This is a genomic window from Nocardioides aurantiacus (assembly GCF_003752505.1).
Taxonomy (GTDB): domain Bacteria; phylum Actinomycetota; class Actinomycetes; order Propionibacteriales; family Nocardioidaceae; genus Marmoricola; species Marmoricola aurantiacus.
In genome coordinates, this window is sequence record NZ_RKHO01000001.1 from 1,950,740 (window position 1) to 1,971,906 (window position 21,167).

General features: G+C 68.9%; 29 protein-coding genes. 17 read left to right on the forward strand and 12 right to left on the reverse strand.

What is annotated here, in order from left to right:
• The first annotated feature begins 484 nt into the window (after positions 1 to 484).
• The 5 genes from EDD33_RS09380 (at position 485) to EDD33_RS09400 (ending at position 3,238) form a co-directional block, all read left to right on the forward strand.
• Positions 485 to 667, forward strand: a complete 183-nt coding sequence (locus EDD33_RS09380; protein WP_123390363.1) for a hypothetical protein — start codon at positions 485 to 487, stop codon at positions 665 to 667.
• 211 nt (positions 668 to 878) lie between these two features.
• Entirely contained in the window at positions 879 to 1,421 is a 543-nt protein-coding gene (locus EDD33_RS09385) for an acetate and sugar kinases/Hsc70/actin family protein (protein ID WP_148077019.1), read from the forward strand.
• A gap of 24 nt (positions 1,422 to 1,445) precedes the next feature.
• The gene (locus tag EDD33_RS09390) at positions 1,446 to 2,066 is read left to right on the forward strand and encodes a hypothetical protein (RefSeq protein ID WP_123390366.1); all 621 of its coding nucleotides are present in this window, start codon (positions 1,446 to 1,448) and stop codon (positions 2,064 to 2,066) included.
• Positions 2,067 to 2,144: 78 nt separating this feature from the next.
• Positions 2,145 to 2,687, forward strand: a complete 543-nt coding sequence (locus EDD33_RS09395) for a GNAT family N-acetyltransferase (protein ID WP_123390368.1) — start codon at positions 2,145 to 2,147, stop codon at positions 2,685 to 2,687.
• A gap of 107 nt (positions 2,688 to 2,794) precedes the next feature.
• Positions 2,795 to 3,238, forward strand: a complete 444-nt coding sequence (locus EDD33_RS09400) for a DUF1707 SHOCT-like domain-containing protein (RefSeq protein WP_123390370.1) — start codon at positions 2,795 to 2,797, stop codon at positions 3,236 to 3,238.
• A gap of 43 nt (positions 3,239 to 3,281) precedes the next feature.
• On the opposite strand, the gene EDD33_RS09405 is transcribed toward EDD33_RS09400, so the two are convergent.
• Entirely contained in the window at positions 3,282 to 3,740 is a 459-nt protein-coding gene (locus EDD33_RS09405; RefSeq protein WP_246003441.1) for a GNAT family N-acetyltransferase, read from the reverse strand.
• Between the two features lie 106 nt (positions 3,741 to 3,846).
• On the opposite strand from EDD33_RS09405, the gene EDD33_RS19955 reads away from it, so the two are divergent.
• Both EDD33_RS19955 and EDD33_RS19740 read left to right on the forward strand, forming a co-directional pair.
• The gene (locus EDD33_RS19955; protein ID WP_170169656.1) at positions 3,847 to 4,128 is read left to right on the forward strand and encodes a hypothetical protein; all 282 of its coding nucleotides are present in this window, start codon (positions 3,847 to 3,849) and stop codon (positions 4,126 to 4,128) included.
• 80 nt (positions 4,129 to 4,208) lie between these two features.
• Positions 4,209 to 4,493 (forward strand): hypothetical protein, encoded by a 285-nt coding sequence (locus tag EDD33_RS19740; protein WP_148077020.1) that lies wholly within the window; start codon positions 4,209 to 4,211, stop codon positions 4,491 to 4,493.
• Here EDD33_RS19740 and EDD33_RS09415 read toward each other — a convergent pair.
• Together EDD33_RS09415 and EDD33_RS09420 are read right to left on the reverse strand one after the other, a co-directional pair.
• Positions 4,464 to 4,787, reverse strand: coding sequence for a WXG100 family type VII secretion target (locus EDD33_RS09415; RefSeq protein ID WP_170169758.1), 324 nt, complete (start codon positions 4,785 to 4,787; stop codon positions 4,464 to 4,466). The genes EDD33_RS19740 and EDD33_RS09415 overlap by 30 nt on opposite strands.
• A gap of 144 nt (positions 4,788 to 4,931) precedes the next feature.
• Positions 4,932 to 5,666, reverse strand: coding sequence for an alpha/beta fold hydrolase (locus EDD33_RS09420; RefSeq protein ID WP_246003660.1), 735 nt, complete (start codon positions 5,664 to 5,666; stop codon positions 4,932 to 4,934).
• Positions 5,667 to 5,952: 286 nt separating this feature from the next.
• On the opposite strand from EDD33_RS09420, the gene EDD33_RS19960 reads away from it, so the two are divergent.
• Positions 5,953 to 6,090 (forward strand): hypothetical protein, encoded by a 138-nt coding sequence (locus tag EDD33_RS19960; RefSeq protein WP_170169760.1) that lies wholly within the window; start codon positions 5,953 to 5,955, stop codon positions 6,088 to 6,090.
• A 133-nt stretch (positions 6,091 to 6,223) separates the two neighbouring features.
• Entirely contained in the window at positions 6,224 to 6,754 is a 531-nt protein-coding gene (locus EDD33_RS09425) for a hypothetical protein (protein WP_123390377.1), read from the forward strand.
• 127 nt (positions 6,755 to 6,881) lie between these two features.
• Here EDD33_RS09425 and soxR read toward each other — a convergent pair whose 3' ends face one another.
• Positions 6,882 to 7,337 carry a redox-sensitive transcriptional activator SoxR gene (soxR, locus tag EDD33_RS09430; RefSeq protein ID WP_123390379.1) on the reverse strand — a complete coding sequence of 152 codons (456 nt, stop codon included), beginning with the start codon at positions 7,335 to 7,337 and terminating at the stop codon, positions 6,882 to 6,884.
• Between the two features lie 54 nt (positions 7,338 to 7,391).
• Here soxR and EDD33_RS09435 point away from each other — a divergent pair, with 54 nt between their 5' ends.
• The 6 genes from EDD33_RS09435 (at position 7,392) to EDD33_RS09455 (ending at position 11,581) form a co-directional block, all read left to right on the forward strand.
• A complete protein-coding gene (locus tag EDD33_RS09435) occupies positions 7,392 to 8,420 on the forward strand; it encodes a questin oxidase family protein (RefSeq protein WP_123390381.1) in 1,029 nt (342 codons plus the stop codon).
• Positions 8,421 to 8,920: 500 nt separating this feature from the next.
• On the forward strand, positions 8,921 to 9,160 hold the full coding sequence (locus EDD33_RS09440) for a hypothetical protein (protein ID WP_148077021.1): 240 nt from the start codon (positions 8,921 to 8,923) through the stop codon (positions 9,158 to 9,160).
• Between the two features lie 68 nt (positions 9,161 to 9,228).
• Positions 9,229 to 9,984 carry a hypothetical protein gene (locus EDD33_RS19965; RefSeq protein ID WP_170169761.1) on the forward strand — a complete coding sequence of 252 codons (756 nt, stop codon included), beginning with the start codon at positions 9,229 to 9,231 and terminating at the stop codon, positions 9,982 to 9,984.
• Positions 9,981 to 10,541: an RNA polymerase sigma factor gene (locus EDD33_RS20880; protein ID WP_170169762.1), complete on the forward strand. Its 561-nt coding sequence runs from the start codon at positions 9,981 to 9,983 to the stop codon at positions 10,539 to 10,541. The genes EDD33_RS19965 and EDD33_RS20880 overlap by 4 nt, the downstream gene beginning before the upstream one ends.
• Before the next feature lie 416 nt (positions 10,542 to 10,957).
• On the forward strand, positions 10,958 to 11,122 hold the full coding sequence (locus tag EDD33_RS19970) for a hypothetical protein (RefSeq protein ID WP_170169763.1): 165 nt from the start codon (positions 10,958 to 10,960) through the stop codon (positions 11,120 to 11,122).
• A gap of 255 nt (positions 11,123 to 11,377) precedes the next feature.
• Complete coding sequence (locus EDD33_RS09455; RefSeq protein ID WP_123390388.1) at positions 11,378 to 11,581, forward strand: hypothetical protein; 204 nt, start codon at positions 11,378 to 11,380, stop codon at positions 11,579 to 11,581.
• 740 nt (positions 11,582 to 12,321) lie between these two features.
• On the opposite strand, the gene EDD33_RS19745 is transcribed toward EDD33_RS09455, so the two are convergent.
• The 3 genes from EDD33_RS19745 to EDD33_RS09465 all read right to left on the reverse strand — a co-directional run bounded on the left by EDD33_RS19745 (position 12,322) and on the right by EDD33_RS09465 (position 14,384).
• Positions 12,322 to 12,687, reverse strand: coding sequence for a hypothetical protein (locus tag EDD33_RS19745; protein ID WP_148077022.1), 366 nt, complete (start codon positions 12,685 to 12,687; stop codon positions 12,322 to 12,324).
• A gap of 703 nt (positions 12,688 to 13,390) precedes the next feature.
• Positions 13,391 to 13,780 (reverse strand): hypothetical protein, encoded by a 390-nt coding sequence (locus EDD33_RS19750; protein ID WP_148077023.1) that lies wholly within the window; start codon positions 13,778 to 13,780, stop codon positions 13,391 to 13,393.
• 154 nt (positions 13,781 to 13,934) lie between these two features.
• On the reverse strand, positions 13,935 to 14,384 hold the full coding sequence (locus EDD33_RS09465; RefSeq protein ID WP_123390392.1) for a hypothetical protein: 450 nt from the start codon (positions 14,382 to 14,384) through the stop codon (positions 13,935 to 13,937).
• A gap of 239 nt (positions 14,385 to 14,623) precedes the next feature.
• Between EDD33_RS09465 and EDD33_RS09470 the strand changes: the two genes are divergently transcribed.
• Positions 14,624 to 14,944, forward strand: coding sequence for a hypothetical protein (locus EDD33_RS09470; RefSeq protein WP_148077024.1), 321 nt, complete (start codon positions 14,624 to 14,626; stop codon positions 14,942 to 14,944).
• A gap of 671 nt (positions 14,945 to 15,615) precedes the next feature.
• Positions 15,616 to 16,074, forward strand: coding sequence for a hypothetical protein (locus EDD33_RS09475; RefSeq protein WP_148077025.1), 459 nt, complete (start codon positions 15,616 to 15,618; stop codon positions 16,072 to 16,074).
• A gap of 359 nt (positions 16,075 to 16,433) precedes the next feature.
• On the opposite strand, the gene EDD33_RS09480 is transcribed toward EDD33_RS09475, so the two are convergent.
• The 5 genes from EDD33_RS09480 to EDD33_RS09500 all read right to left on the reverse strand — a co-directional run bounded on the left by EDD33_RS09480 (position 16,434) and on the right by EDD33_RS09500 (position 20,801).
• A complete protein-coding gene (locus tag EDD33_RS09480; protein ID WP_123390397.1) occupies positions 16,434 to 16,850 on the reverse strand; it encodes a hypothetical protein in 417 nt (138 codons plus the stop codon).
• A 720-nt stretch (positions 16,851 to 17,570) separates the two neighbouring features.
• Positions 17,571 to 17,987 carry a GNAT family N-acetyltransferase gene (locus EDD33_RS09485; RefSeq protein WP_211332495.1) on the reverse strand — a complete coding sequence of 139 codons (417 nt, stop codon included), beginning with the start codon at positions 17,985 to 17,987 and terminating at the stop codon, positions 17,571 to 17,573.
• A gap of 75 nt (positions 17,988 to 18,062) precedes the next feature.
• Positions 18,063 to 18,482, reverse strand: coding sequence for a hypothetical protein (locus EDD33_RS09490; RefSeq protein ID WP_148077026.1), 420 nt, complete (start codon positions 18,480 to 18,482; stop codon positions 18,063 to 18,065).
• Between the two features lie 724 nt (positions 18,483 to 19,206).
• Positions 19,207 to 20,505 carry a hypothetical protein gene (locus tag EDD33_RS09495; RefSeq protein ID WP_123390402.1) on the reverse strand — a complete coding sequence of 433 codons (1,299 nt, stop codon included), beginning with the start codon at positions 20,503 to 20,505 and terminating at the stop codon, positions 19,207 to 19,209.
• On the reverse strand, positions 20,502 to 20,801 hold the full coding sequence (locus EDD33_RS09500) for a hypothetical protein (RefSeq protein WP_123390404.1): 300 nt from the start codon (positions 20,799 to 20,801) through the stop codon (positions 20,502 to 20,504). The genes EDD33_RS09495 and EDD33_RS09500 overlap by 4 nt, the downstream gene beginning before the upstream one ends.
• Between the last annotated feature and the right edge of the window lie 366 nt (positions 20,802 to 21,167).

The following is a 21,167-nucleotide window of genomic DNA, read 5'->3' on the forward strand; positions in this document are numbered from 1 at the left end:
GCCGTTCCGCCTTCGGTTCCAGATCCTCTTCGGTCAGCACGTCCCGGCGGGCACAACGGTGTCGAGCGGGACCGTCCCGCAGCGCGGCCTTGGTTCGCCACCGTGACGCGCGCAGGGCCTGCACCATCACGAACAGGCGTTCCCCAAGCGCGATGAGACCTACTGTGAGCGCCGTGAAGCGCAGCCGTACCCGAAGCCGCGACGGTGCCGTCACGGCAGCGACGGTCGTGCTGGCTGCGCTCCTGAGTGGCTGCGTCGGGTCCGGCTACGGGGCGAGCTTCGACTACCCGAGCCCGCCGCCGGTCCCGACCGAAACCCGCGTCGTCGTCGAAGACACCGGCGCGGACGACGACGACCCGATCCGGCCCGCGTCCTCGTCCTCGACACCCAGCCGGTCGCTGACGGCGTGCTCGAGGACTTCTACCGTGACGCCTACCCCAGGTCAGACGGTTGGGCGCCTGCACAGCGGCCGCACGGGGCCGGCATGTGCCTCGTGAACCGGACCGACGACGAGTTCACGCAGGTGCTCGAGGTGTACCCCCACGCCGGCTACCAGGTCGCGGGCAAGCCGGGACGCCGTCTGGTCGTCCTGAGCCGCACCGAGCAGGCACCCGAGCACCCGTGCGGACACGCACTGGCGTGGGTCGACCGCACCCTGCTCCGCTGACTGGTGCAAAGCTGCGACCGGTTGCCCGGTGCATCCAGTCGCTGGCGGCCGGGTGCGAGAGGGTCGGGTGCGCGTGTGAGCTCTCTACGAAGGGCGCTGAGCCTCGCACAAAGCGAGTCGCGTCGGCGGCAGAAGCAGCGCAACACAGCCCGGTCAGGACCGTCGCTGTTCGGGCGTGGCCGGGCGCTCCCAGATGCGTACGGTTGAGCTCGTGAACTCCTCCACACGCCGCGGCAGAAGGATCCGTCAGGCCCTCGACAAGACCGCACCCGAGGGCACGGCCGCCCGGGTCGAGATACGGGTCGAGCATGGCCACGAAGCCGGCCCACAGGTCCGGCTGCTCATCAACGGCAAGGACCTGCTCGGCGAAGATCACTCCACCGGCAACCATCCGCGGGACCTGTTCGAGACCGGCGCCCTGCTGCCGACCGACCCGCCTCGCCGAGTCGCGCTGTACGGATGCGGGTGCGGCACCTTCGGCTGCAGCGCCCTGACCGCGCTCATCAGCCGCACCGGCGACCAGATTACCTGGAGCGACTTCTACGACTTCCACGCCGGCGAGTACGACGGACCGTTTCACGAGGACTCGACATGGCCCGACCCCGTTCACGACCCTGACGCCGACGAAGACCTGCTACCGACCCAGATGGACCTACCCAGCGTCACCTTCGAGGCCGATCAGTACCTCGAAGGAGTCCACGACGCGACGCGGGAATGGTCACAGGCCTACGGGCGCCGCAGCGACTGGGCATAGACCTTGCCCGGTCACACTGAGCACATGAGCGTCCTGCGTCCCGCCGCCGACACCACCCCTGCCGACTGGATCCTCGACACCACACTGGCCGGCGACGCACCGACTGTGCTGCGCTACGGCCCACCCGGGTTCGACGCCTACCTACGCCTAACGGTCAACGGAAATGTCCCCACCGCCATGGGGCCCGGTGCCAAGGCCCACCCGATGGAAGCCGCGCTCCAAGTGCTCGCAGCGCACACCGTGACCCCCGACGTCGCCTACGCCGGCGTCTGGCACGGGTACGGGTTCGACAACAGCCCCGCCCCGTCGGTGCCGGTGGTGCCGTTCCCGAACGCGTGGATGTACCTGTACACCGGCCCCGTCTCGACGATGCGTTACGCCCAACAGAGCGTGTGGTCCTTCCCCGACGGCACGCCGGACGCCGGCATCGACGCCGAACCAGACCTGGTGTGGCCGGCCGACTACGCGTGGTGCCTGGCGTGCGAGGTCGACGAGGAGATCGAGTTCTCGATCGGCTGCTCGAACACCGCAGCAGCAGCACTCGAGGAGGCGCTTCCCGGGCGGGTGCATCGCGTGACCTACGGTCAGGACGCTCCGTGGGAGCGTGACCGAACCCCCGCACCCGACGGCGACTCAACCACCTGACCGGCTGACCCAGTTCAGGCTGTGCCCGCGGCCGCGAGGCGCTCACCAGGGAGCACGCGCCGGCCGTAGGCTCCCGCAATGGCGGACCTGAACGGCGTGCCCTGGCCACCTGACCCGATCCAGACGACGAGGTTGCTCCTGCGCACCCCCGTTGCCGCCGACCGCGACGGTGTCATCGAGCTCCTCTGCTCACCCGTAGCGACGCGATACCTCGCAGGACCTCAGTCGCGCACGGACGTCGAACGCACCATGCCCAGCACCCCCAGCGGCAGAGTTGGCGTGTTCACCGTCGAGGCGAACGGGCGCTTCGTCGGAACGGTCTCGTTCGACCGTCGCGATGCAAGCCGCCCCGGACATGTGCGCACCGGCGGGCTCGAGGTCGAGGTCAGCTACGCCATAGTCCCCGACGAATGGGGCCACGGCTACGCCGCCGAGGCAGTCACCGCCGCCCTGGACTGGGTCGAGGGAGCCCTCCCGGGCGAACCTGTCGTGCTGTGCACGCAGACCGCGAACCTAGCCTCGATGCGGGTCGCCGAACGCGTGGGGTTCGTCGAGGTCGGGCGGTTCGAGGAGTTCGACGCCACGCAATGGCTCGGCGTCCATCGACCTGAGAGAACCTGAGCGCGAGAGCCGGCGCCCGCCGCCGCCCGCCGCAGCCGGCCCGCAGGCTGGTGCGACACGCGCAACGCCTCACCCGCCGCCGGGCCACCGAGTGCCACCATCGGCAGATGAGCAGGCCCCTGGACGCAGCAGCCCTCAGCGCGCTGTCTGAGCGCGTAGGCGACGTCGAACGCGACACCGTCATCGCCGACCTCAACGGCCACCACGCCCACGGGCGCCTGACCGCCGACGAGCTCGACCGGCGCCAGTCGCTCGCACTGAGCGCCGTCACCAGGTACGACCTGCTCCAGCTCACCTCCGATCTGCCGCAGACCCGCACCCCTTCCCGAGGCGGCGCCCCCGCCGGGGCGGCAGCACCGCAGGTAGCTGCGGTCGCACGCCGAGTCAGCATCGCCGCGGTAACCGCGTCACCGGTACTCGGGGCAGCGCTGTTTCTCGGGAACCTCACGCAGTACGACACCGGCGTCGAGGTCGGGTTCACCGCCACCGTCGTCGGCGGCGCCATCGGGTACGCCACCCACGCCGTCCGCGACCGCATCCGCCGCCAATAGCCGCGAGTCGGCTGCGCAAGGAAGCTGGGAGCGACCCGGCCCCCTACAGGTGCGCCAACGAACGTGCCCACGCCACCTCACGGTCCAGCTGGCCAGTGCGGGTGAACAGCCGAACCTGGTGCGTCTCACCCAGGGCCCCTGTCAGAAGCTCGGTGGTGGTCAGCTCGAAGCCCAGTTGCTGCCAGAACGCGCCCGAGCGCCGCGAGAACAGCCATGCGCGAGACGCGCCGGCGCCGGCCGCCTGCGCCATCGCGAACCTCGCCAGCTGCGACCCGACACCCGAACCGCGCAGCCCCGGCGCCACCGCGACGCTCCTCACCAGCGCATGCCGGCGGTCGCGGCTCAGCTCGAATCCGGTACTCCCACAGACGCCACCCTCCGCGTCACGCTCCACCCACAGGTGAAGACCCGGCGCATCAAGACCCGCCAACGTGAGATCGGCAACCCCCAAGAACACCTCGACCTCGGCGGAGTCCGAGGCACGCAGCCGACGCAACGACACCCACCCATCATCTGCCCCACTTAGCCAGCTCCGCGACCGAACCCCGCCCGACCGAACCGTCCAAACCGCACTGCCAGAGAACAACGACGGCGGCACAATGACAGATGTGCCCACCCCCGAACCACGGCCGCGACACCCGCCCGGCCCCGGACACCCCATCGCCGACGCACCCGAACCGCCCCCGGCGAAGGGGCCCGACCTGATCGCCCGACTCTGCCTCGGACTGGCCCTCGCCGGACCCCTCATCGGCCTCGTCGGGTTCGTCGCGCTCAACGAAAGCCAGGCGCTGACGCTGAGCCGCGTCGTCACCGGTGCCGCACTCCTGCTCTGGCTCGCCACCAAGGTCGTCCGCCGCCGACGACTCACCGCCGCGGACCCACCACGATGACAGCGAACCGACCCACCGCGACGCACCAGACTGCCTACCTCGACGTGCGTGCGCTCCCATGGCGCCCCCGAGCACGCGTCATGAAAGCCGACACGCTCCGCGACCTCGACCCGACCGACGTCTCCGAAGACATCGCCGGGCTCCTCATCGGCCTCGCGGTCTGGCTCGTCATCATCATCACCGCACCCATCCTCGTGCTCGTCCTCGCCGCGATCTGGTGCTCCAAGTCGGCGGTTAGCTGCTCGAGCTCGGTCTCGGTCGCCTGCACGTCCGCGATGACCGCGTCGAGTTCGGCGAGGTCGACCGCGAACAGTCCGTCGTCGGTCATCGCCCACTCACCCCAACCTGTCGATCAGCTTGGCTGAGACCGTGTTCAGATGCTGCTGAGAGGAGTCGTCGGCAGCGACGTAGTCACGCTGCGTGGCCTCGAGGAGTTCGCGCATCGACCGCAGACCGGTCAGGACCTCGCCCGCGGCGTTCTTCCACTCATCCCAGCCGTCCACAAACGCGTTAGCCGCGACCCCCGACCAACCACCGGCCAAGAACCCGGACACGCGGCGGCCGATGTTCGTGCGGTCGGTCTGAAGGCGGTCCGCAGCGGCATCGACGTCGGCCTTGGCTTTGTCGAGTGCCGCGTAGGTGAGGTTGAACTGCTGCACGTCATCCCCTCCGAGATCCGGATCACGATGCCGTTGTTCTTCCCGGACACCGCACCCGCTAATCCTGTTCGCCGGGCAGTGGCCACCTTCCGCCACGGGCAGCGAACACCGTGTGCGCCGACGTGCCGCCCCAGGGCATTGACGTCAGGCGTCGAGGCCGTCGGACCAGTCGTCGAACGCGGACATGAACTCCTCGAAGAATCCGTACCAGACGCTGTGTCCAGCCCCGCGGACAGCTCGGGTTGAAAGCCCGTGCATTCGCAGAGCCTGCAGCTCCTCATCTGACACGTGGTCGCTGGGGTCGGCGTGGATCAGCAACGACGGGACCGATACGTCCGGTGGTCCAACAGACCAGTGCGGCGTCTGCACATTTACCGCCACTGCCGTGCCCACGTCGAACCGCCGAGCCGCCTCCGCCTCCACCTGCCAGTCCATCGGCTTCCACCACGGCCGGGTCCTGCTCAGCCACTCCACGGTCCGCGTTCGCTTCATGTCCTCAAACGCTGCGCGAAGCGACGCCGCGTCAAGTCCGCCGCCTGAAGGAGCCGTGCGCTGAAACCCGACGTCCACGTACACCGCCCGACGAGGCGCGAGAGCCTCGCGCCCCACCGCGGCAACCAGGGCACCGAGGGAGTGTCCAAGCACCAGCTCCGGTGCATGCGGCACCGACGCGATCACAGCATCCGCGAGCGCATGCAGGCCGCCCTCGAGGCACGGGCCGGACAACCCGTGCCCGGGTAGGTCGACCGCTACGGCCCGGTAACCGCGCTCGGCGAGTGCGGGGCCGACCTCCCAGAACTGGCGCGATTCCCCGAACATGCCGTGGAGCAACACCGCCACCTGATCTCCCGAACCCCACGAGCGGGTGTGCAGGCGCATGCTCACAACCCGACTGTGACGGACGCACGCCGGATACGAAACCCTGGGCGCGCGACCAACTCGGTGCTCCATCCCTCATTCCCGCTCCAGACGGAACGGGCTCGCCGCCATCCCGAGGGCCACGCACGCGAACACCGCTGCGGCCGCCTACAACGTGCTCACCAGACCAGCGCTGTCCGCGACCCACCCGGCAACGGGCGCCACGACCACCGTCACCGCCCGGTTCAGCGACCGCACCGGGGTCGTGGCCTCGACCGCATCGCCGGTGCTCGCGACCGGCTGATGGATGGGCTACCTGAATCAGTACGCCCAAGGCGTCGAGGTCGGGTTCGCCGCCATCGCCACCGCCGCCGCCACCGTCGTCGGCGGCGTCGTCGGGTACCTCACCCACGCCGTCAGCGGCTGGCTCCGACGCCGCCACTAGGACCCGCGAACTCCCGTCCACCAGGACACGACCCAGTCCGTCCGGTCACGCCCCGGGCACACGCTCCTACCGACCCGCCGACAGCGTGCCCAGCCCAGGGCTGCCCAGCGCCGGCGGGTGCGACAGTGACCCGATGACACCCACAAGCCTGATCGACCTCGCCCTGGAGGTGCAACGCCTGCCGTACCGGTGGCCGGCGCCACCAGACGCGGCCAGCACCGAGCGGGCCGGCGCAGGCACATGCGCGGGCAAGCACGCCCTCCTCGCGCAACGCCTCGACGCGCTCGGCATCTCCAGCGTCCCGCTGCTCGTCGTCGGCCCGCTCGCACCACCCCTGTGGCCCGATCTCGTCGCCGCAGCCGGCGGTCTGGTGGAGGTTCACGAGTGCCTCACCGTCCTCACCAGCTGGGCAGGCCCGCTGATCGTTGACGTGACCTGGCACCCGGCCGCGGTCGCCGCCGGACTCCCCGGCCTCGACCCCGACTGGGACGGGCACAGCGACACCCCCACTGCGGTCACGCCCCACGGCCCCGGGTGGGCTGTCGACCGTCTTCATCTGCGCGAACGGAAGGAGCGGCTTCGCGGCAGGTTGTACGGGGACGGCCAGCGGGAACGTCGCGACCAGATCCTGGCCGAGATCGCGCGCCGAGCCAGCGAGCTCTGAGACCTACGCGTCTCGGTCTCGTTGTTGGGCGCAGCGGTCTGCGCAACACCTTGGTGCGCTGCGCACACGCGCCGACTGGCCGGTGCAGGGGCGGCCGATGTGCGCCCGGCGTCTGCACTTCCCCAGCTCACCGGGTCCAACGAACTGCACCCGCACCCATGCCGGCAAGCTCGTCATCCAGGTTGTACAACTCGCACGAGACCAAGGACAAGCAGCCGCAGCCAATACAGCCGTCGAGCGAGTCCCGAAGCCGGTGCAACCGGTCAAGCCGCGCATCGAGGTCGGTGCGCCACCGCTGGGCCAGCCGCGCCCAGTCAGCCTTGGTGGGCGTTCGTCCCTCCGGTAGGGACGTGAGCGCCTCGGCGATGTCACTCAAGGCGATGCCGACGCTGCTGGAGACACGGATGAACGCGACGCGTCGTAAGACGTCGCGGTGGTATCGGCGCTGGTTACCCGCGGTACGCGTGCTGGCGATGAGGCCTTCACGCTCGTAGAAGTGGAGGGTCGAGACGTTGACCCCGGCACGCTCAGCGACTTGCCCGGGCGTCAGATCGCGACGCCGAAGATTCTCGTGCGACAACATCCTGCTTCGCACCTCCCTTGACCTGAACCTTGGTTGAGGTTATCCCATGGTCGCATGACCTACGACGCCCTAGATGAGGCCTACGACCGCCTCGTGTCAACGGGCCCGGAGTTCGACGGCTGGCTGAGCAACCACGGGCCGATGGCCGCGGAGGTACTCGCGCGACACGGGCACCAGGACCGACTACCGTCCTGGCTCGACAACTACTGCCGACGTCTTGAGACGGCACCGAGTTCGTTCGGGACGATCAACGACTGGCGTGAAGCACTGGGGGACGCCCGCAGGCTCGGTGACTGGCTCACCTTCTTCACCGCCGAGCTGCGTGACCGGACCTGGCTCGAAGTGCTGCACAGCTGGTGGCCACGTTTGGTTCCAGGGATAGCTGCCGGGGCGACCCATGGCGTCATACGGGTCGGGCACGCCGTCCGAGTCCTGCGCGAGGAGGGCCGCACCGACGCACGGGTGGCCGAGCTCGCCCAGGCTCTGGGCTACTGGGCAGCCCGCTGGCAGCCAGTCCCCAGCGCCACCGGCCCCGCAGGGCACTTACGCGCAGACGCAGCGGTGGCGTCACTGCCGAGAGTCCTGCACCAGGCCGGTGGCATCAGTGCGAGGCTGGCCCAGCTGGAGCACGTCGACGGCTGGGACTCCGCACAGCGAGCCCTCGCGCCCTCCGAGGACTGGGACCGGTTCCTACGTGATGTCGTGAGCGCTGCCGTGGTGCGGTACGCGACGCACGCCCACGGCGATCCGGTGATGCTCGTCCACGCCGCAACCGCACCGAACGCGGTCCGACGGGCACTGCCGTCCTTGCCGCCCGACCTGTGGACGTCGAGCGCGTCAGCGGCCTGGTCGGCCTCCGCCGCTGTCCACGCGGCCTACGCCCCATCCACCCCAGCCACCGCCGCCGCGCCGGCTTCGCTGGAGCGGGCCACGTCAGCCGAGGTTTTCGACCGGGCCGCCGAGCACGGCGACGAGCACGTCATCAAGCTCGCTGACACCGCACTGGAGGTCCACACCTGGACCGGAGACCAACGAGCCCTCGCCGCGGTCGTCCGCGCGGTGCAGCTCATCGAACCGCTGTGAGAAGGTTCCGTCCGCCCTGCGGCAGGTCGTCCAGGAACGGACTGGCTCGCACGTGGCTTCTGCTGACAGCCCGACCCCAGCCCAACCCGAGCCTAGCCAGGGTGGAACGAGCCCGACACGACGTTGATGGCCCGTCCGTCGCGGGACGGCGTGCTCGAACACCACCCCCGGCGACTCGCACTGACAACGTCTGCGGCGCGGTTCCGACACTGGTTGCAAGCGAGCAGGTGCTCGACTTCGGACGGCAGCATGGACCCATCGTGCCGCCGCAGATATCCCACTTCTCGAGCTCGAGGCCCTCGCGAAGAACAGGCAGCACGAGGGCGCCGAAGCCGAGAACGGTTCACAGTCCGAGGGGTACGCACCGAGTTCCGTACCTCCCGGCGGCACCACCGCCGTCGCTCGGGTTCTGCGAAAGTGGGCCTGTGGTCGGCGAAGTGGTCTTGTACAAGCGGTGGGTCCTGCGTCCGGGGGTCCGGCTCGACGATGTAGTCGGCCTGGTGCGAACCCGCGTCGTGCCGCGGTACCGCGACCTATCGCCGCACGCCGTCATCGAGCTGCACGCGGTCGACGAGAGCACGGTGCTGGCCGTGCAGCGGTGGCGCAGCCGCGGCGACCTGGACACCGCGTTCTCCTCCGACCGCTTCCAGGCGTGGTGGGCCGGCTACATGCCGACGCTGCGAGCGTGGGACGAGCTCGTGGTGTTCGACGTCGAGTGGGAAGCCGAAGTGCTGGGCTGAGGCGCTGTCGCGGCTCCGGGTGTAACGCGCGAACACCTCTAGGTGCCAGCATGTTGCGAGGAGGAGCCGTGGAATCCGAGACCGACCCCGACGCCGCCTGGTGGGGGCCGTACAGCCAAGCTGTTCGCCGAGCTGCGCCTCCCACCGTCGACATCGACTCCCACGCGCAGGCGGAGCTCTGGCTCCAGATCGACGCAGCCGTCTTACGACCGAAGGCCCAGCGGTTCGGCTGGAGGACGGTTGCGGCCGGTGTCGTCGCGGCCCTCACCCTCGGTGGCGTAGGGACAGCGGCCGCGGCCGTGTGGAGCGCACACACCGGCCGGCAGGCAGCCGACGCCGAGGGCATCGAGCTCGGCGGGCCCGGTGAGCGGCTCGACCCCGCCGCACCCGACTTCGCCACCGTCCTCGAGACCACTACTGCCGACATCAGGTTCCCCGACCAGCAATCCCGGGACCGCGCCCTGGCGTGGGAGACCGACGACCTCTCCTCCGACCCCCAACCGGCGCTCGTATCGACCGGCGCAGTGCGGCTGTGGACCTCTGGGCACGCGCTGTGCGCCTGGAGCAACACCTGGGCCGCGGCCCTGCGCCGCAACGACGACCTAGGGGCGTCGCGTGCGGCCGCCGTCATCCTGGGCGCTCGCACCTGGTCTTCGATCCGTGACACCGACCCGGACCTCTCAGGTGAGTCCGAGTTCGCGTGGCTGCCCCGCCTCGAACGAGCCGTGCGCACCAGCGACCCCAACGCCGCAAGAACCGCCCTGGTCGCCAACAGCTCGTGTCTACCTGGCCTCGCCCCCGAGCTCGGACTGGGACCCTCGTGAGCCAACCGGCGACCCGCGCGGACGTTGAACAGCTGTACCGGCAACACGCCGGCGAGCTGCACGGATACCTGCAACGCAGAGGCGGAGCAGCCGGCGCTGACCTGCTCGGTGACGTACTCGTCGTCGCTCTCCAACGCCTTGCCGACCTCCCCGAACCCACCCTGCGCCGAGCCTGGCTGTTCGGCACGGCCCGGCGCCTCCTCCTGGCCTCGCACCGCACGAGCAGGCGACGCGGCGACGCGGAGGCCCAGCACGCTCGAGCCCAGGTGTCCACGGCGCTGGGTCCGGACGAGCGACCCAACCGGCACGCAGCCGTGCGTCAAGCGCTGGAGTCACTGCGCGAACCCGACAGGGAGCTCATCCGACTCACTGAGTGGGAACAGCTCACCATCCACGAGGCCGCCCTCGTCCTCGGGATACGCCCAGGCACAGCCCGGGTCCGGATTCACCGGGCACGCCGCGCCCTCGCTGCACACCCCCTACTGAAGCAACTCGCCGCCCACCCCACGGTCGACCCCCGACCGGACCCCGTCGGCCCGCCCGGTGTCCCACCCTGATCCCCGCGGCAACTTCAGCCTCAGCCACCACCAGACACGACCCGGGCTTGGCCCGAACACGACCCGCAGACACCGACGCCCCGACCGCTGTACATTCCACCACGATGCCGGCCTCCTACGCTGCCCAACGCACCGTGGGAAACCACAGGTACGGCATACCCGAGAAGGGCCTCGAGATGGCGCGAAGCCACGACCCAGCATCCGAAGACGCGACTACCGCGCCCGGAGACAGGTGGTCCACGCCAACACGGGCGTCGGCCGCCATCGTTGCAGCACTGCTCCTGGTCGGCGCCATCGCCGGGTACGTGCTCGCAGGCGCGACCTCGGGCCAACACGAGGACGTCGTTGCGTGCCTCTCAGCGCCCGGCGCCATCTCCTGTGGCCCCGTCGACTCTCCCGGAGACGCGGAGTACGGCGTGCCTCTCGACGTCGCATGGACCCAGGACGGGGCGTTCCACGAGGGTGGTCGGCCGGCGTGCCTGCCGCCGACAGGGCGCGGGACCGTCACGGTGCGCGTCACCTGGGCCGAGGTCGAGGTGGGCGGTCGAACCAGCAAGCAAGTGCTGGGCGTCTACTGCTGACGGGTCCTGCTACTGCGGCCACGGGGTCGCGCCCTCGTCCAGATAGCGGGTCAGTTGGAACCGGTCCTGGCACCGTGACGTCCTATGAGCATGCAGAGACGTCTGTGGTTGAGTGCCGCCGTCGCGACCTGTGCGCTTTCTGCTTCCTGCTCAAGCACCAACGGGGACGTCTCCAGTGGTAGTAGCGACAACGAATGCACGAGCCGATACGACCTGGTTGCGACCGCGAGCACTCTCGGCAGTCTCAACCGGTCGATGTTGGCGAACACCGACTGGGGCCAAGTTGCGTCGCTGCGGACTCAGGCGCTGGGTGACGCAGCGGACAACGAACAGAGCGACGAAGACGTCGTCCGCGTAGTGGATTTGCTGGATCGCAAGGATCGACGGTTGATCCAGGTCGATGTGTGGCGCGCGGACGCAGGGTGGCTCGCCGGGGTATGGCGTCAGTGCACCGGCTGACAGGTCTGGGTCCCGGGGCCCAATGTCTGTCCATATGACGATGGGCCCCGCAGTGCGGGGCCCATCTGTTGTGTCCGAGGGGGGACTTCAACACCCTGGACGACCACAGATTCCCCGCCTGAGGGCGACGATATAAGCGCAATCTCCTGGTTACCTCCGACATTCGAGGGATCCCCCGGGCTCTGTTGGAACCTCCAGGGGACCACGGGTAGGACATGGGATCCAAGCCCCGCCGCGTCCGACCGGGGGTCCAGTGGCATGCAAGAACCAGCCGAGAGCAGTGGTGGCCTTACCGGGTGGTTGTCCGAGTGCGTAGAGGAAGACCGTACGGCTCTGCGTCTGCCTGCTAGGTAGCTCGGCCAGGGACGTTGACCAATACAGAGCTCGTCTTCTCGTGCCCCGAGGCTTGATCGAAGAGTAGCTGCGGTGCGTGCGAATACTGCGATAGCGGCGCCTACGCGCTGGAGGCCCTCAGATAGTGACCGTCCGAACGACGTGCGTTGCGTTTCGTATCAGCCTGGGGATCCCGAGCGGCTCATTCCACGATGAGGAGGGGTATTCCGACGCTGACCTCGATGTCGGTGGCGAGGCTGCCGTCGGGCAACAGGTCACCCGCCACCGACCGAATCTGGACGGGCGTGCCAGCGAGGACTCCCTGCCAGTGTCGATCTGTGACGCGGTACGTCGCGATGCGCTGGCCGATGACGGCTCGAACTCCGGGCGTGAGGAAGGGAAGGCCGTTACGGCCCCGACCCCCCACACCAACGGTGGATCGGTCGTTGGCGCTGCTCAGCACGGTGAAGTGGGCGGCGACGATCTGGTTGCGGTGCTCGTCGAAGCGGACCGTCTGCCTGTCCGACGCTCGGGAGCAGGAAATGGCCGGGTTCGCGGGTGGTGCCGCCGATCTGTTCGTCTGCCTCGGCTCGTCCGGCCGCCTTGGCGGCGCGAAGCTCCTCGACACGGGCTGTGAGGTACTGGTCGTACTCATTGCGGCGGTCGAAAGCCTTCAGGGTGACGTTGCGCCGTTCGTGGCGATCGGGGTCGTAGCGGTAATGCCATACGACGTAGCGCTTGATGGTGTCGTCGTCGGCGTCGACATCGGGCATGTGCGCAGGATAAACGCCATCGCGTGGTCCATTCGCCCGCGTTCTGCAGAAGCTCCGACCGCCCCTCGGGTTGCACCGGCTCGGCAGCGGGCGTCGGCTGCGTCTCGGCTACGCCTCGACGAGGAGCGCGCCCCACCCGTCGTAGACCCCACCGTGTTGCTCAACGATGGGCACCGCCCGCCGGGTGAACGCTGCGGCCGACTCGTGGTCGACCGCAACCGCGCGAGAACTCCAACGTCGTCCTGAGCAACCTCTTGCGAGCCATGACCCGTAAGCCCATCTCGCCAAGCTGCCCAGCGGCGGCCGCTGCGTCTTGCTTTCTCCGGAACGTTGCAACATGGTCGACCACCCGAGGCACCTCAGCGCGGTCGCCCAGTTCAACGCGCTTTCGGACCAACTCCGCGGTGAGCTGCAACTGCCTGTCGAGATCGCTCATCGCGACATTCATTCACCCGATTGGCGCCACCCCGAGCCGCCGGCACCTCGTAGCAAGGTGTTCCTCACCCAAGACGCGGTGCCCACGTCGTGGGCGGCATACCCGTACGAGCAGCGAGAGCGGGGCAGTCGCGTGGGTACCCCCGACGGGGTGGTCGACCTTCGCATGCACCCGTCCGTGGCCTTGTGTCTGCGACAAGGGCTTGAACCGCGATCCAGCCCCCTACGCCGGATGAGACGCGCGTGCCAAGCACGTACTGCACGCCGATTAGCCCGATCCTGCGGACGAGCGCGGCGCTGGCGTCAACCGCTCGCTTCGAGCAAACGCCCCCATCGCGAGCAATGCCCACCCGACAAAAATACCGGCGAAGGCCAGGATCGGATTGGAGTCCGGGTCGGATAGCACCAGCACCTGGTAGGCAGTCGCCAATGACCCGCCGACAATTCCGCACCACATGAACCCCCGATCCGTTGCTTGTCTGGTTACAAGCACATTCGCGCTCACGGTGGCGGCACCGATGCTGCCAACAAGGGCAAGCACGATTGCGAGCGTCTCAGCCGGACTCCACACGAAGTTGCCTACAGCGTTCACGGCAAGACCAAGCACGTAGATAACTACGAATAGAAGCGCGGGTCTTTTGCGTTTCAAGATCGACATCGAACCCCCTCTATTCTCAGATGTAGGTGTTCACCACGGCCGCAAGAGACCGATTGTCCGCACCGTTCTCAAACCGTTTTTCCCTTGCATTCGGGTAGGAGGGAGAATTGCGTGCGGGGCTCACCACGCGCGGCGCGGCGCGGCGCGGACTGCATCACCGCCCCTGATGCTCAGAGGCCTGCAGGACCGATTGAGCGCCAGCCCCCCGTCCGCAAGCGAAGGCCCCCGACGCCAGCAGGACGGCGTAGTTGGCGCACAACAGGTCGGAGGCTGTGGACCCGACGGCCGGGTCGAGAGCCGGGAACATGCTCAAGAACGCGTAGCCGGTGCCGGCGACCAGCAACACCGTTGCGGACACCGATATGGCCCCCAGAACGGCACTATGCAGCCGCATCGGGCGAAAGGTGTGGACGCCGAACCCCGACAGCGCGCCGACCGCAACGGCCACGACGACTGTTCGGGACAAGAACGACAGGTGGTCCGCCGACGTGGGGAAGTCGTTGAACGCATACGTCCAGAAGAAGATAAATGGGGTGGACACCGCCAACGCGAGAACGGTCACCACGGCAACGAAGTACACGTCCTCACGGGCGTGCTCTCGCATCGGGCGGGGCTCCGCTGCAACTCCAAAAATCACGCTCCAAGCATGCCGTGGCGACGGCGTGACCGCATGGGTACTCGTACTCAACGTCAGAGTCGGCGGCAGGCACTGACGCGCGGGCGGACAGGCCTGCGCGCGCACGACTGTCCAACGGGAGGAACGTGGTGGGTTCGACGCCTGTCGTACTTCGTTGCAACTCGGAAACCGGCCATCTCGGGGGCTCGGCCGAATAGGGTGCATGCATGTTTAAGGGACCGCGCCTCCGTGTGTGCTTGGCCGTTTGCGGCGCGATCATGTTCGCGGGATGCGGCTCGGAGTCCGTGTCGCTGGAGGACGAGACGACGTACCTCAAGGCTATTCGCACCGACGTCCCCAGTTCGGAAGCCTACGACGACAGCGACCTCGTCGAGATGGGCGAAAAGGTCTGCGCCGACATGGCGACTGGACCAGGCGTGCGTCTTCTCAAGGTCGAGTACGCCGACATCACAGCAGACGACCGCGAGAAGCTCGCGTACTTCGCTCTGACCGAAGGTTGTCCGGAGTGGAGCGGTTCTGGCGATTAGGTGCTCGCGGCCGACGTTCGCGCAGGTGACCGCGCGCCGCATGCGTCCCACCCGATGTCGACAGCGAGTGCCGTCACGCTCCAAACTCCGCGCACACTGTCAAGTCGTCCGATTGCGACTCCCTACATGCCGCCTGTCGCTGCCTCCGGCGAGACCGACTCGACGTTTTCGGCAAGACGCGCATGCTCGAATCTTTCAAGCAGCTCCTTGTCGTCTCTGGCTCGGCGGCGGGAGGTGCGTGGTCCTTGGGACTGGTAACGGGACTCGGCGAGGGAAGCCGCGCGCCAGGTGTCACCGCGAAGTCGTGTCCCTCGCTCGCCGGCGGGACTGCGCCGCCGCTACCGGGCACCCGGCCGCATGACCCGACCGTTCGGTCCTCGACTCGCAGAGCCCGGACCGTTTGGCCACGCGGGGAACCGTCTCGTGCGGGCGTGCGTCGGACCGGAGTACGCCACCACCCCGCAGGAGGAGCGTCCGTGCCAGCCCATCCTCGACGGCGCCTAACAGTCGTTGTGGTCGCCCTCTTGGTGGGCGCGGTGGGCGCGTGCGGCAGTGGTCCCCCGGCGACACCGACACCGGACGGGCCGCCCGGGGCGTACGTCGGCGCACGCACCCTCGTCCCGGCGGCGACCGAAGACAACCGCTTCTACGACGGCGACCTACGTGCGGTGGTGAGCCTCGCCGACGCGGTGGTGCTGGGCGAGGTCCTCGACCAGGAAAGGCGGACCGCGCAGGGGTCCGAAGAGGACGGCGGCGACGTCACATCGTGGATCACCCGACTACGTGTACGCGAGGTCCTCTGGCAGCGGCCCGGCACGCCAGAGCCACCGGACACGGTGGTCGGCACCGACCTCTTCCACCGCCCGTTGTCGGGCTACCTCCTGGTGCCCCTCGTGCGCGAACGCATCTGGTTCCCGCTCACGTCCAGCAGCTACGTCTCCGTGGTCGACACCCCCGAAAAGCCCGACACTGACCTCAACCCGGGGTGGGCTGGAGAGCTGACTGGAACACGTGTGGACCACCTCGGCGGGCGCCTGCGGCGTACGACGCCCTGGCCCGGCGCCACCCCCGACGCTTCTCTCCAGGACAGGGTCGACGCGGTGACCGCGGGGCTCTACCCCGAGGAGTAAGCCCGTGCGCCTGCCTACCGCGACCCGACCGGCTACCCCGCCCCGGCAATGGTGTGCACGCTTACCCAATTACGCGGAAAACCTGGGATACGCGCTACGACGAGAGAACGGCCGGGTCGGGCGGTGCACGGGGCGATGACTCCGGCCCGGGAGCCGACTGATTCGGGCGCCATGCTCAGCATTGAGCCGGGCCCGCGCGCGCCCGCACCGGGTTCAATCAGATCGCGCTGCCCTGGGCGGGCTCCTGGGGGCCGTGGTCGAGCCGCTCGCTGCTCCCGTGACCGTCACCTGGCTGGGCTGCGTAGGTGAAGTGGTCACCGCGCCGCGCTGTGACGTGGGCAGCGGCCTGACAAGGGTCGCTAGCGCGCAATCCACCGGCGATCGTCGAGATGCAACCGCAGCTGCACCCGTCGGCGTCCCAAAATGGTGCGTCGTGGCTCTACCGATCCTTCGCCCCGGAGGAAGGCTGCGATGAGTCGGACGACTTCGCGAACCTCTCCCTCGGCGTACCCGTCGTCTCGGATCTCGTAGTCGTCTGCCTGCAGGATCTGCAGGTCGGGTTTCCGCTCGATGAAGAAGTGCACGGCCAGCGTCTCGTCTGTGAGTGCGAGCCCGGCTGTGCGGACGGGGAACTCGCGACTCGTGTACGTCACCCGGGCGTCGGTCACATCGTCATTGCGGTCGAGCTCAAATGCGCCCTCGGCGCCGATCTCCTGCGCGGACACGTGCAGAACCGGCTTTTCAGCTCCCTTGAGGTGCAGGTGACCCTCATCCATCGGTGCTGTCACCTTGGCAGCTGGAACTCCGGGCCAGACGGCGCTTCAGATCGAGGTTGATACTCACGCCCTCCAGGATGCCCAGAGGCCGCCCGCCGACACACGAAACGCGCGGCGCGGCGAGGCTGGGACGAGACAGCACCCGTCTACCTACATGCGGTGCCGGATAGGGCAGTGACCGGTCTCGAAGGACTGCTGCGTCCTCGCCACCCGCAAGCGCAGGCACGCTACGGGAGCGTGGCCTCGGTGGGCCAAGTAACCCAGACGGACGCCGAGATGGTGGCTCAGGTGTCGCGGGTGGGTGAGGCGTCGTGGTCGTGGCCGCCCGCCCGGGTGCAATTACCGGTTTCGGGCCGCGTCGGTGGTTTCAGGCAACCCGCTGCTGGGGCTGGCGTTCATCGCATTCAAGGAGTGGTGATACGGCGCCTGCGCAAACCCGGAGTGCCTCATGGGACGTAAAGGCGATTGCGTGGACGGCGGCCAGGGTGGGTGCCGTGGTGCTCCTTGTGGCGGGTGCGGCGTTCGCGCTCTTCTCGACGCCGGTCGAGCACGTCGAGGACACCTCCTCGGGCAGGGGTGCGCACCGTCCGGCTGACGGGTGGAATGGACCGCGGCGCAGGGCGTGTTTGTCCTTTACGGCCCAATACTTCGAGGTCACCGGGTCCGGCGTGGGGTGTCACCGGGCCCTCGGGCTGCTGCTGTGCAGGGCTCTACGGGTCATCAGGTTGTTTCTCCCGCAACCATGGCCTTGGAACACAACACGTCGGGGAACGGGATGTAGCCCAGGCGTTGCCAGAACGCCAGACCTGAGCCGTTGGCTGGCATCACGAGCAGGTTGACTCGAAGTGCTCCACGTGACGTCAGCGAGCGCTCGATGTCGGCGACCAGGGCGGTCCCTAGGCCATCACGCCGGTGGTCGGGATGCACGGCAAGACGGTGGATCCATCCCCGTCGACCGTCGAACGTTCCCAGCACTCCCCCGACGATGCCGCCCTGGCCGTCCTCGGCGACGAGCAAGGTGCTGGACGCTTGGTTTAATGTGACCCGCAGTTCGTCTTCGGTGAGCGAGGTGCGCCCGGTAGCCCGCCACAGGTCGTGCAGGGCGGAGAGGTCGGACCAACCGAATGCGCGGATCACGGACCGCACCTTAAATGTTCGGGGACGACACCGCACGCCGTGCTTCTGCACGCCCCCACCGCCCTGCTGTTCTCGCTACCTCAGGTGACGGGCCCGTCGCAGCCCGGCGAGGTCGTAGTTTAGGTCGCGTTGAGCGACAACATCAGATTCGTGGGCCGAGAGCCACGTGGCGTCGTAGACCCGATGTCCCGTGGCGTCGTCGTCCTCGACCCACTGACCACGGGCCCACTGCGCGATACACGCCTCGAGCTCCTGGGCCTCCAGGAACCACTCCAGCTCCTCGCCGCCCAGGAACAGGTCGACGATGGCCGTCTGAGAGGGGTCGCCCCACCGCTTCCACCACAGGTGCCCGCTGAGCTGGCGCCAGTACAGGACTGCTTGCACGACCGCGTGCCCGACCGGGTCTGCGGTGCCGGGGACATGAAGCACCGCAACGCGCAGGTCGAAGTCCTGCACCGGGTGGTAGGGCTCGACACCGTTGGGAACTCGTGGCACGTCACCATCGTGCCCGTCACTGGCCCTCGGCCACCGCTCCGCGTTGCGGTGCGGCTTCCTCAGAGCTCACCTGCACGGCGCGCGACCTCGCTAAGGACCTCGGCGCGCCGTGCCAGCTAGTGCGGGCCGTACAGCTTGTCGCGCAGCGCCTACTTGCGTTCCCGCAGATGGGCACGGTCGACCGCGTACCCGGGGACGGTGGCCGTGACGGCCGTCGGGGTATCGCTGCAACCGTCCCAATCGGGGGCAAGGCCGGGAAGCCCGGCGGCGACCGCGGCCGGGCGCCAGGTGACGAGGGCGAGCCGTCGCCGTCCGGTCGCCAGGGCGTCACGGCGACGACGAGCGGGCCCGCCCAACTGGTGAGGACGGTGAGGCACTCGTGGACCTCGACCAGGGCGTCGGCCGCGGCGACGAGGTCGGGCCACGGGGGTGGTTCGAGCGGGCCGACGAGGAGCAACGGGACGCTGGGGACGCCGACCGCGTCGAGGCGTTGCGCGCAGAGGCGTGCTTGCCCGCGCACGTGCCGGCGTCAGCGTTCTCGGTGCTCGCCGCGTCCGGCGGCGCCGGTCACCGGTACGGCGGGCGCTGCACCTCCCGGGCGAGGTCGACCATGCTGGCGGGCGTCATCAGATCTGCGATGGGCCGGCCATCGGCGAGCACTAGCCAGAGCGGCGCGAACCGGGATCCGCCGCGACAGGTGCGCCGGGGGATCAGAGCCCGCCCGTCAGCGATGAGGACCGGGACGAGGCTGCAGGGACAGGACCTGGCCAAGCTCGCTTCGGTCGAACCCCGATGTCGCATCTGTTCCGACCGCCGCCGGCGGCCGCAGCCGCTCGCGCACCAGCGGCAAGATGGTGTTGCGTGGCTGAGTGTCGGCTGGCATGTACCGCACGCGGGCCTGTCGGACGCCCGCGACCTGAGTGGTTCCCAGCCTGGGCACGGTGACGCCGACGAAGTAGTCGCGGTTCGTCATCCCGGCCTCGATCAAGACAGAGATGCGCGCGTCCGTGGCAGAAAAGAGGCGGCGAAGAGCATCGAGGCGGCCGGCCTGCGGACCAGTGGCTGGTTCGGCAGCATCCAACGCGGCCAACACGCGGTGTCCCTCCATGACAGCTCCCTCGCCCGCACCTAGCGTCCCCGCCAGGTTGCGGCAATCGGACAACAGCTGTCGGTAGACCGCAGATCGTTCGAGGAACGCAGCAGCAAGGTCGGGCTCAGACGCGCCAGCCAGACGCCCGGCGTCCTGTGAAGCCAGTGCCTGCAGCCTCATCACCCGACGCAGGTTCAAGGCCGTTGGCAGCTGGGTGAGTTCTAGGATCAGGTTGTGCTGCGCCAGCAGTGCAAGAGCGACGCCGCGCTCGCCGCCTGGGAGCAGACGTTCGGCACGCTTCCGGTGCCCGAGGCGGTCCACCCCGCGAGCTTCGCGCGAGGTTCGCAACGTGTCGGCCACCTCAGACGCGACCCGCGCCAGCTGGTTGTGATGAGCCATGGCTTTCCAGCCAGGGATCAACGCGTACCTGGTGTCCAGCACGGCCAGGGCACGGACAACCTGCGCGGCATCTCGGACCACCGTCCGGTTCTCAGCCTCAGACAGCCGCCCGCGGTTCACACCCGCAGGGAAGTCATGCTCGCCCAGCGCCGCCGCTCTGGCAGCGGACTGCCACCGCGTCACCAGCTCGAACTCGTGCGGGGTGGCGAGCAGCTCCACCAACCGCAGATCACCGGGACCTGCCCTGACGACCTCGCCCAGGAGGCATCCCAGCTGCTCTTCCGGAGTCCGACGGGATGGTGCGCGTGCGGGACGGGTCTTGTCACCGGTCGCGTGCAAGGCCTGGGAGCACCACACCAGCACCGCGTGCCGGTAGCGACGTATCACCCGACCCAGCTGTTCGCGCTGCTCGCGTGTGGTCGACTCTGGAACCGAGTAGGTCCCGCGGCCACCAATGCGTTGCTGGACTCGATGGTGACGGAGCAGGGCGACCAGCTCGTCATGGATGGCGCCGGCATTCTCGCCGTACGTCACGGCTGGGTGTCCTGACGGTGGGCCTCCTCCAACATCGCGAGGCACAGCTCGATCTCCATGGCGTCCACGCCATGAGCTGCGAGGTTGCTGACCGCGGTGCACGCGATCGTGTACAGCACCCGGGGGTCTCGCGTCGGCACCGCCGTGGTCGGCGGCACCCGGCCGCCGTGCAGCCAATCGACCTGCAGCAGAACTCGCTCGTACTCCAGGGACGAGTCCAGGGTGCTGGCGCGGTCTGCGAGCGCACCCAAGTACGTCCGCGCCTCGGCCAACAGCACCGCGTGGGCCAGCATCATCGGTCGACTCCTCCCTCAGCCCGGGAACTCGTCACCGGGCGCAGCTCAGGGTCCGACGCGGCCCCGGAGCCCGCAGTGGCCGTCGGCTGTCCTGTGGACGAGGCGGCCGCCACCAGCCGGCGTGCGGTCGCCCTGGTCAACCCGACCGCCGCGGCCGCGGAACCCAGCCCTGTCCCCTGCGCCGCGAGCCGCACCAGCGCCGCGCCCGCGCGCTCGTCAGCAACCTGGGCTCGCCGGAGAGCCGCCTCCCCCGACCGCAGCCAGCGCCGGACCTCCCGCACCGCTCGATTCCGACGCGCCGCCCCACCGGCCGCCACCTCATCGACCTGGGCCTGCCGCGACACCAGGCGACTCGCCCGGGTCGCG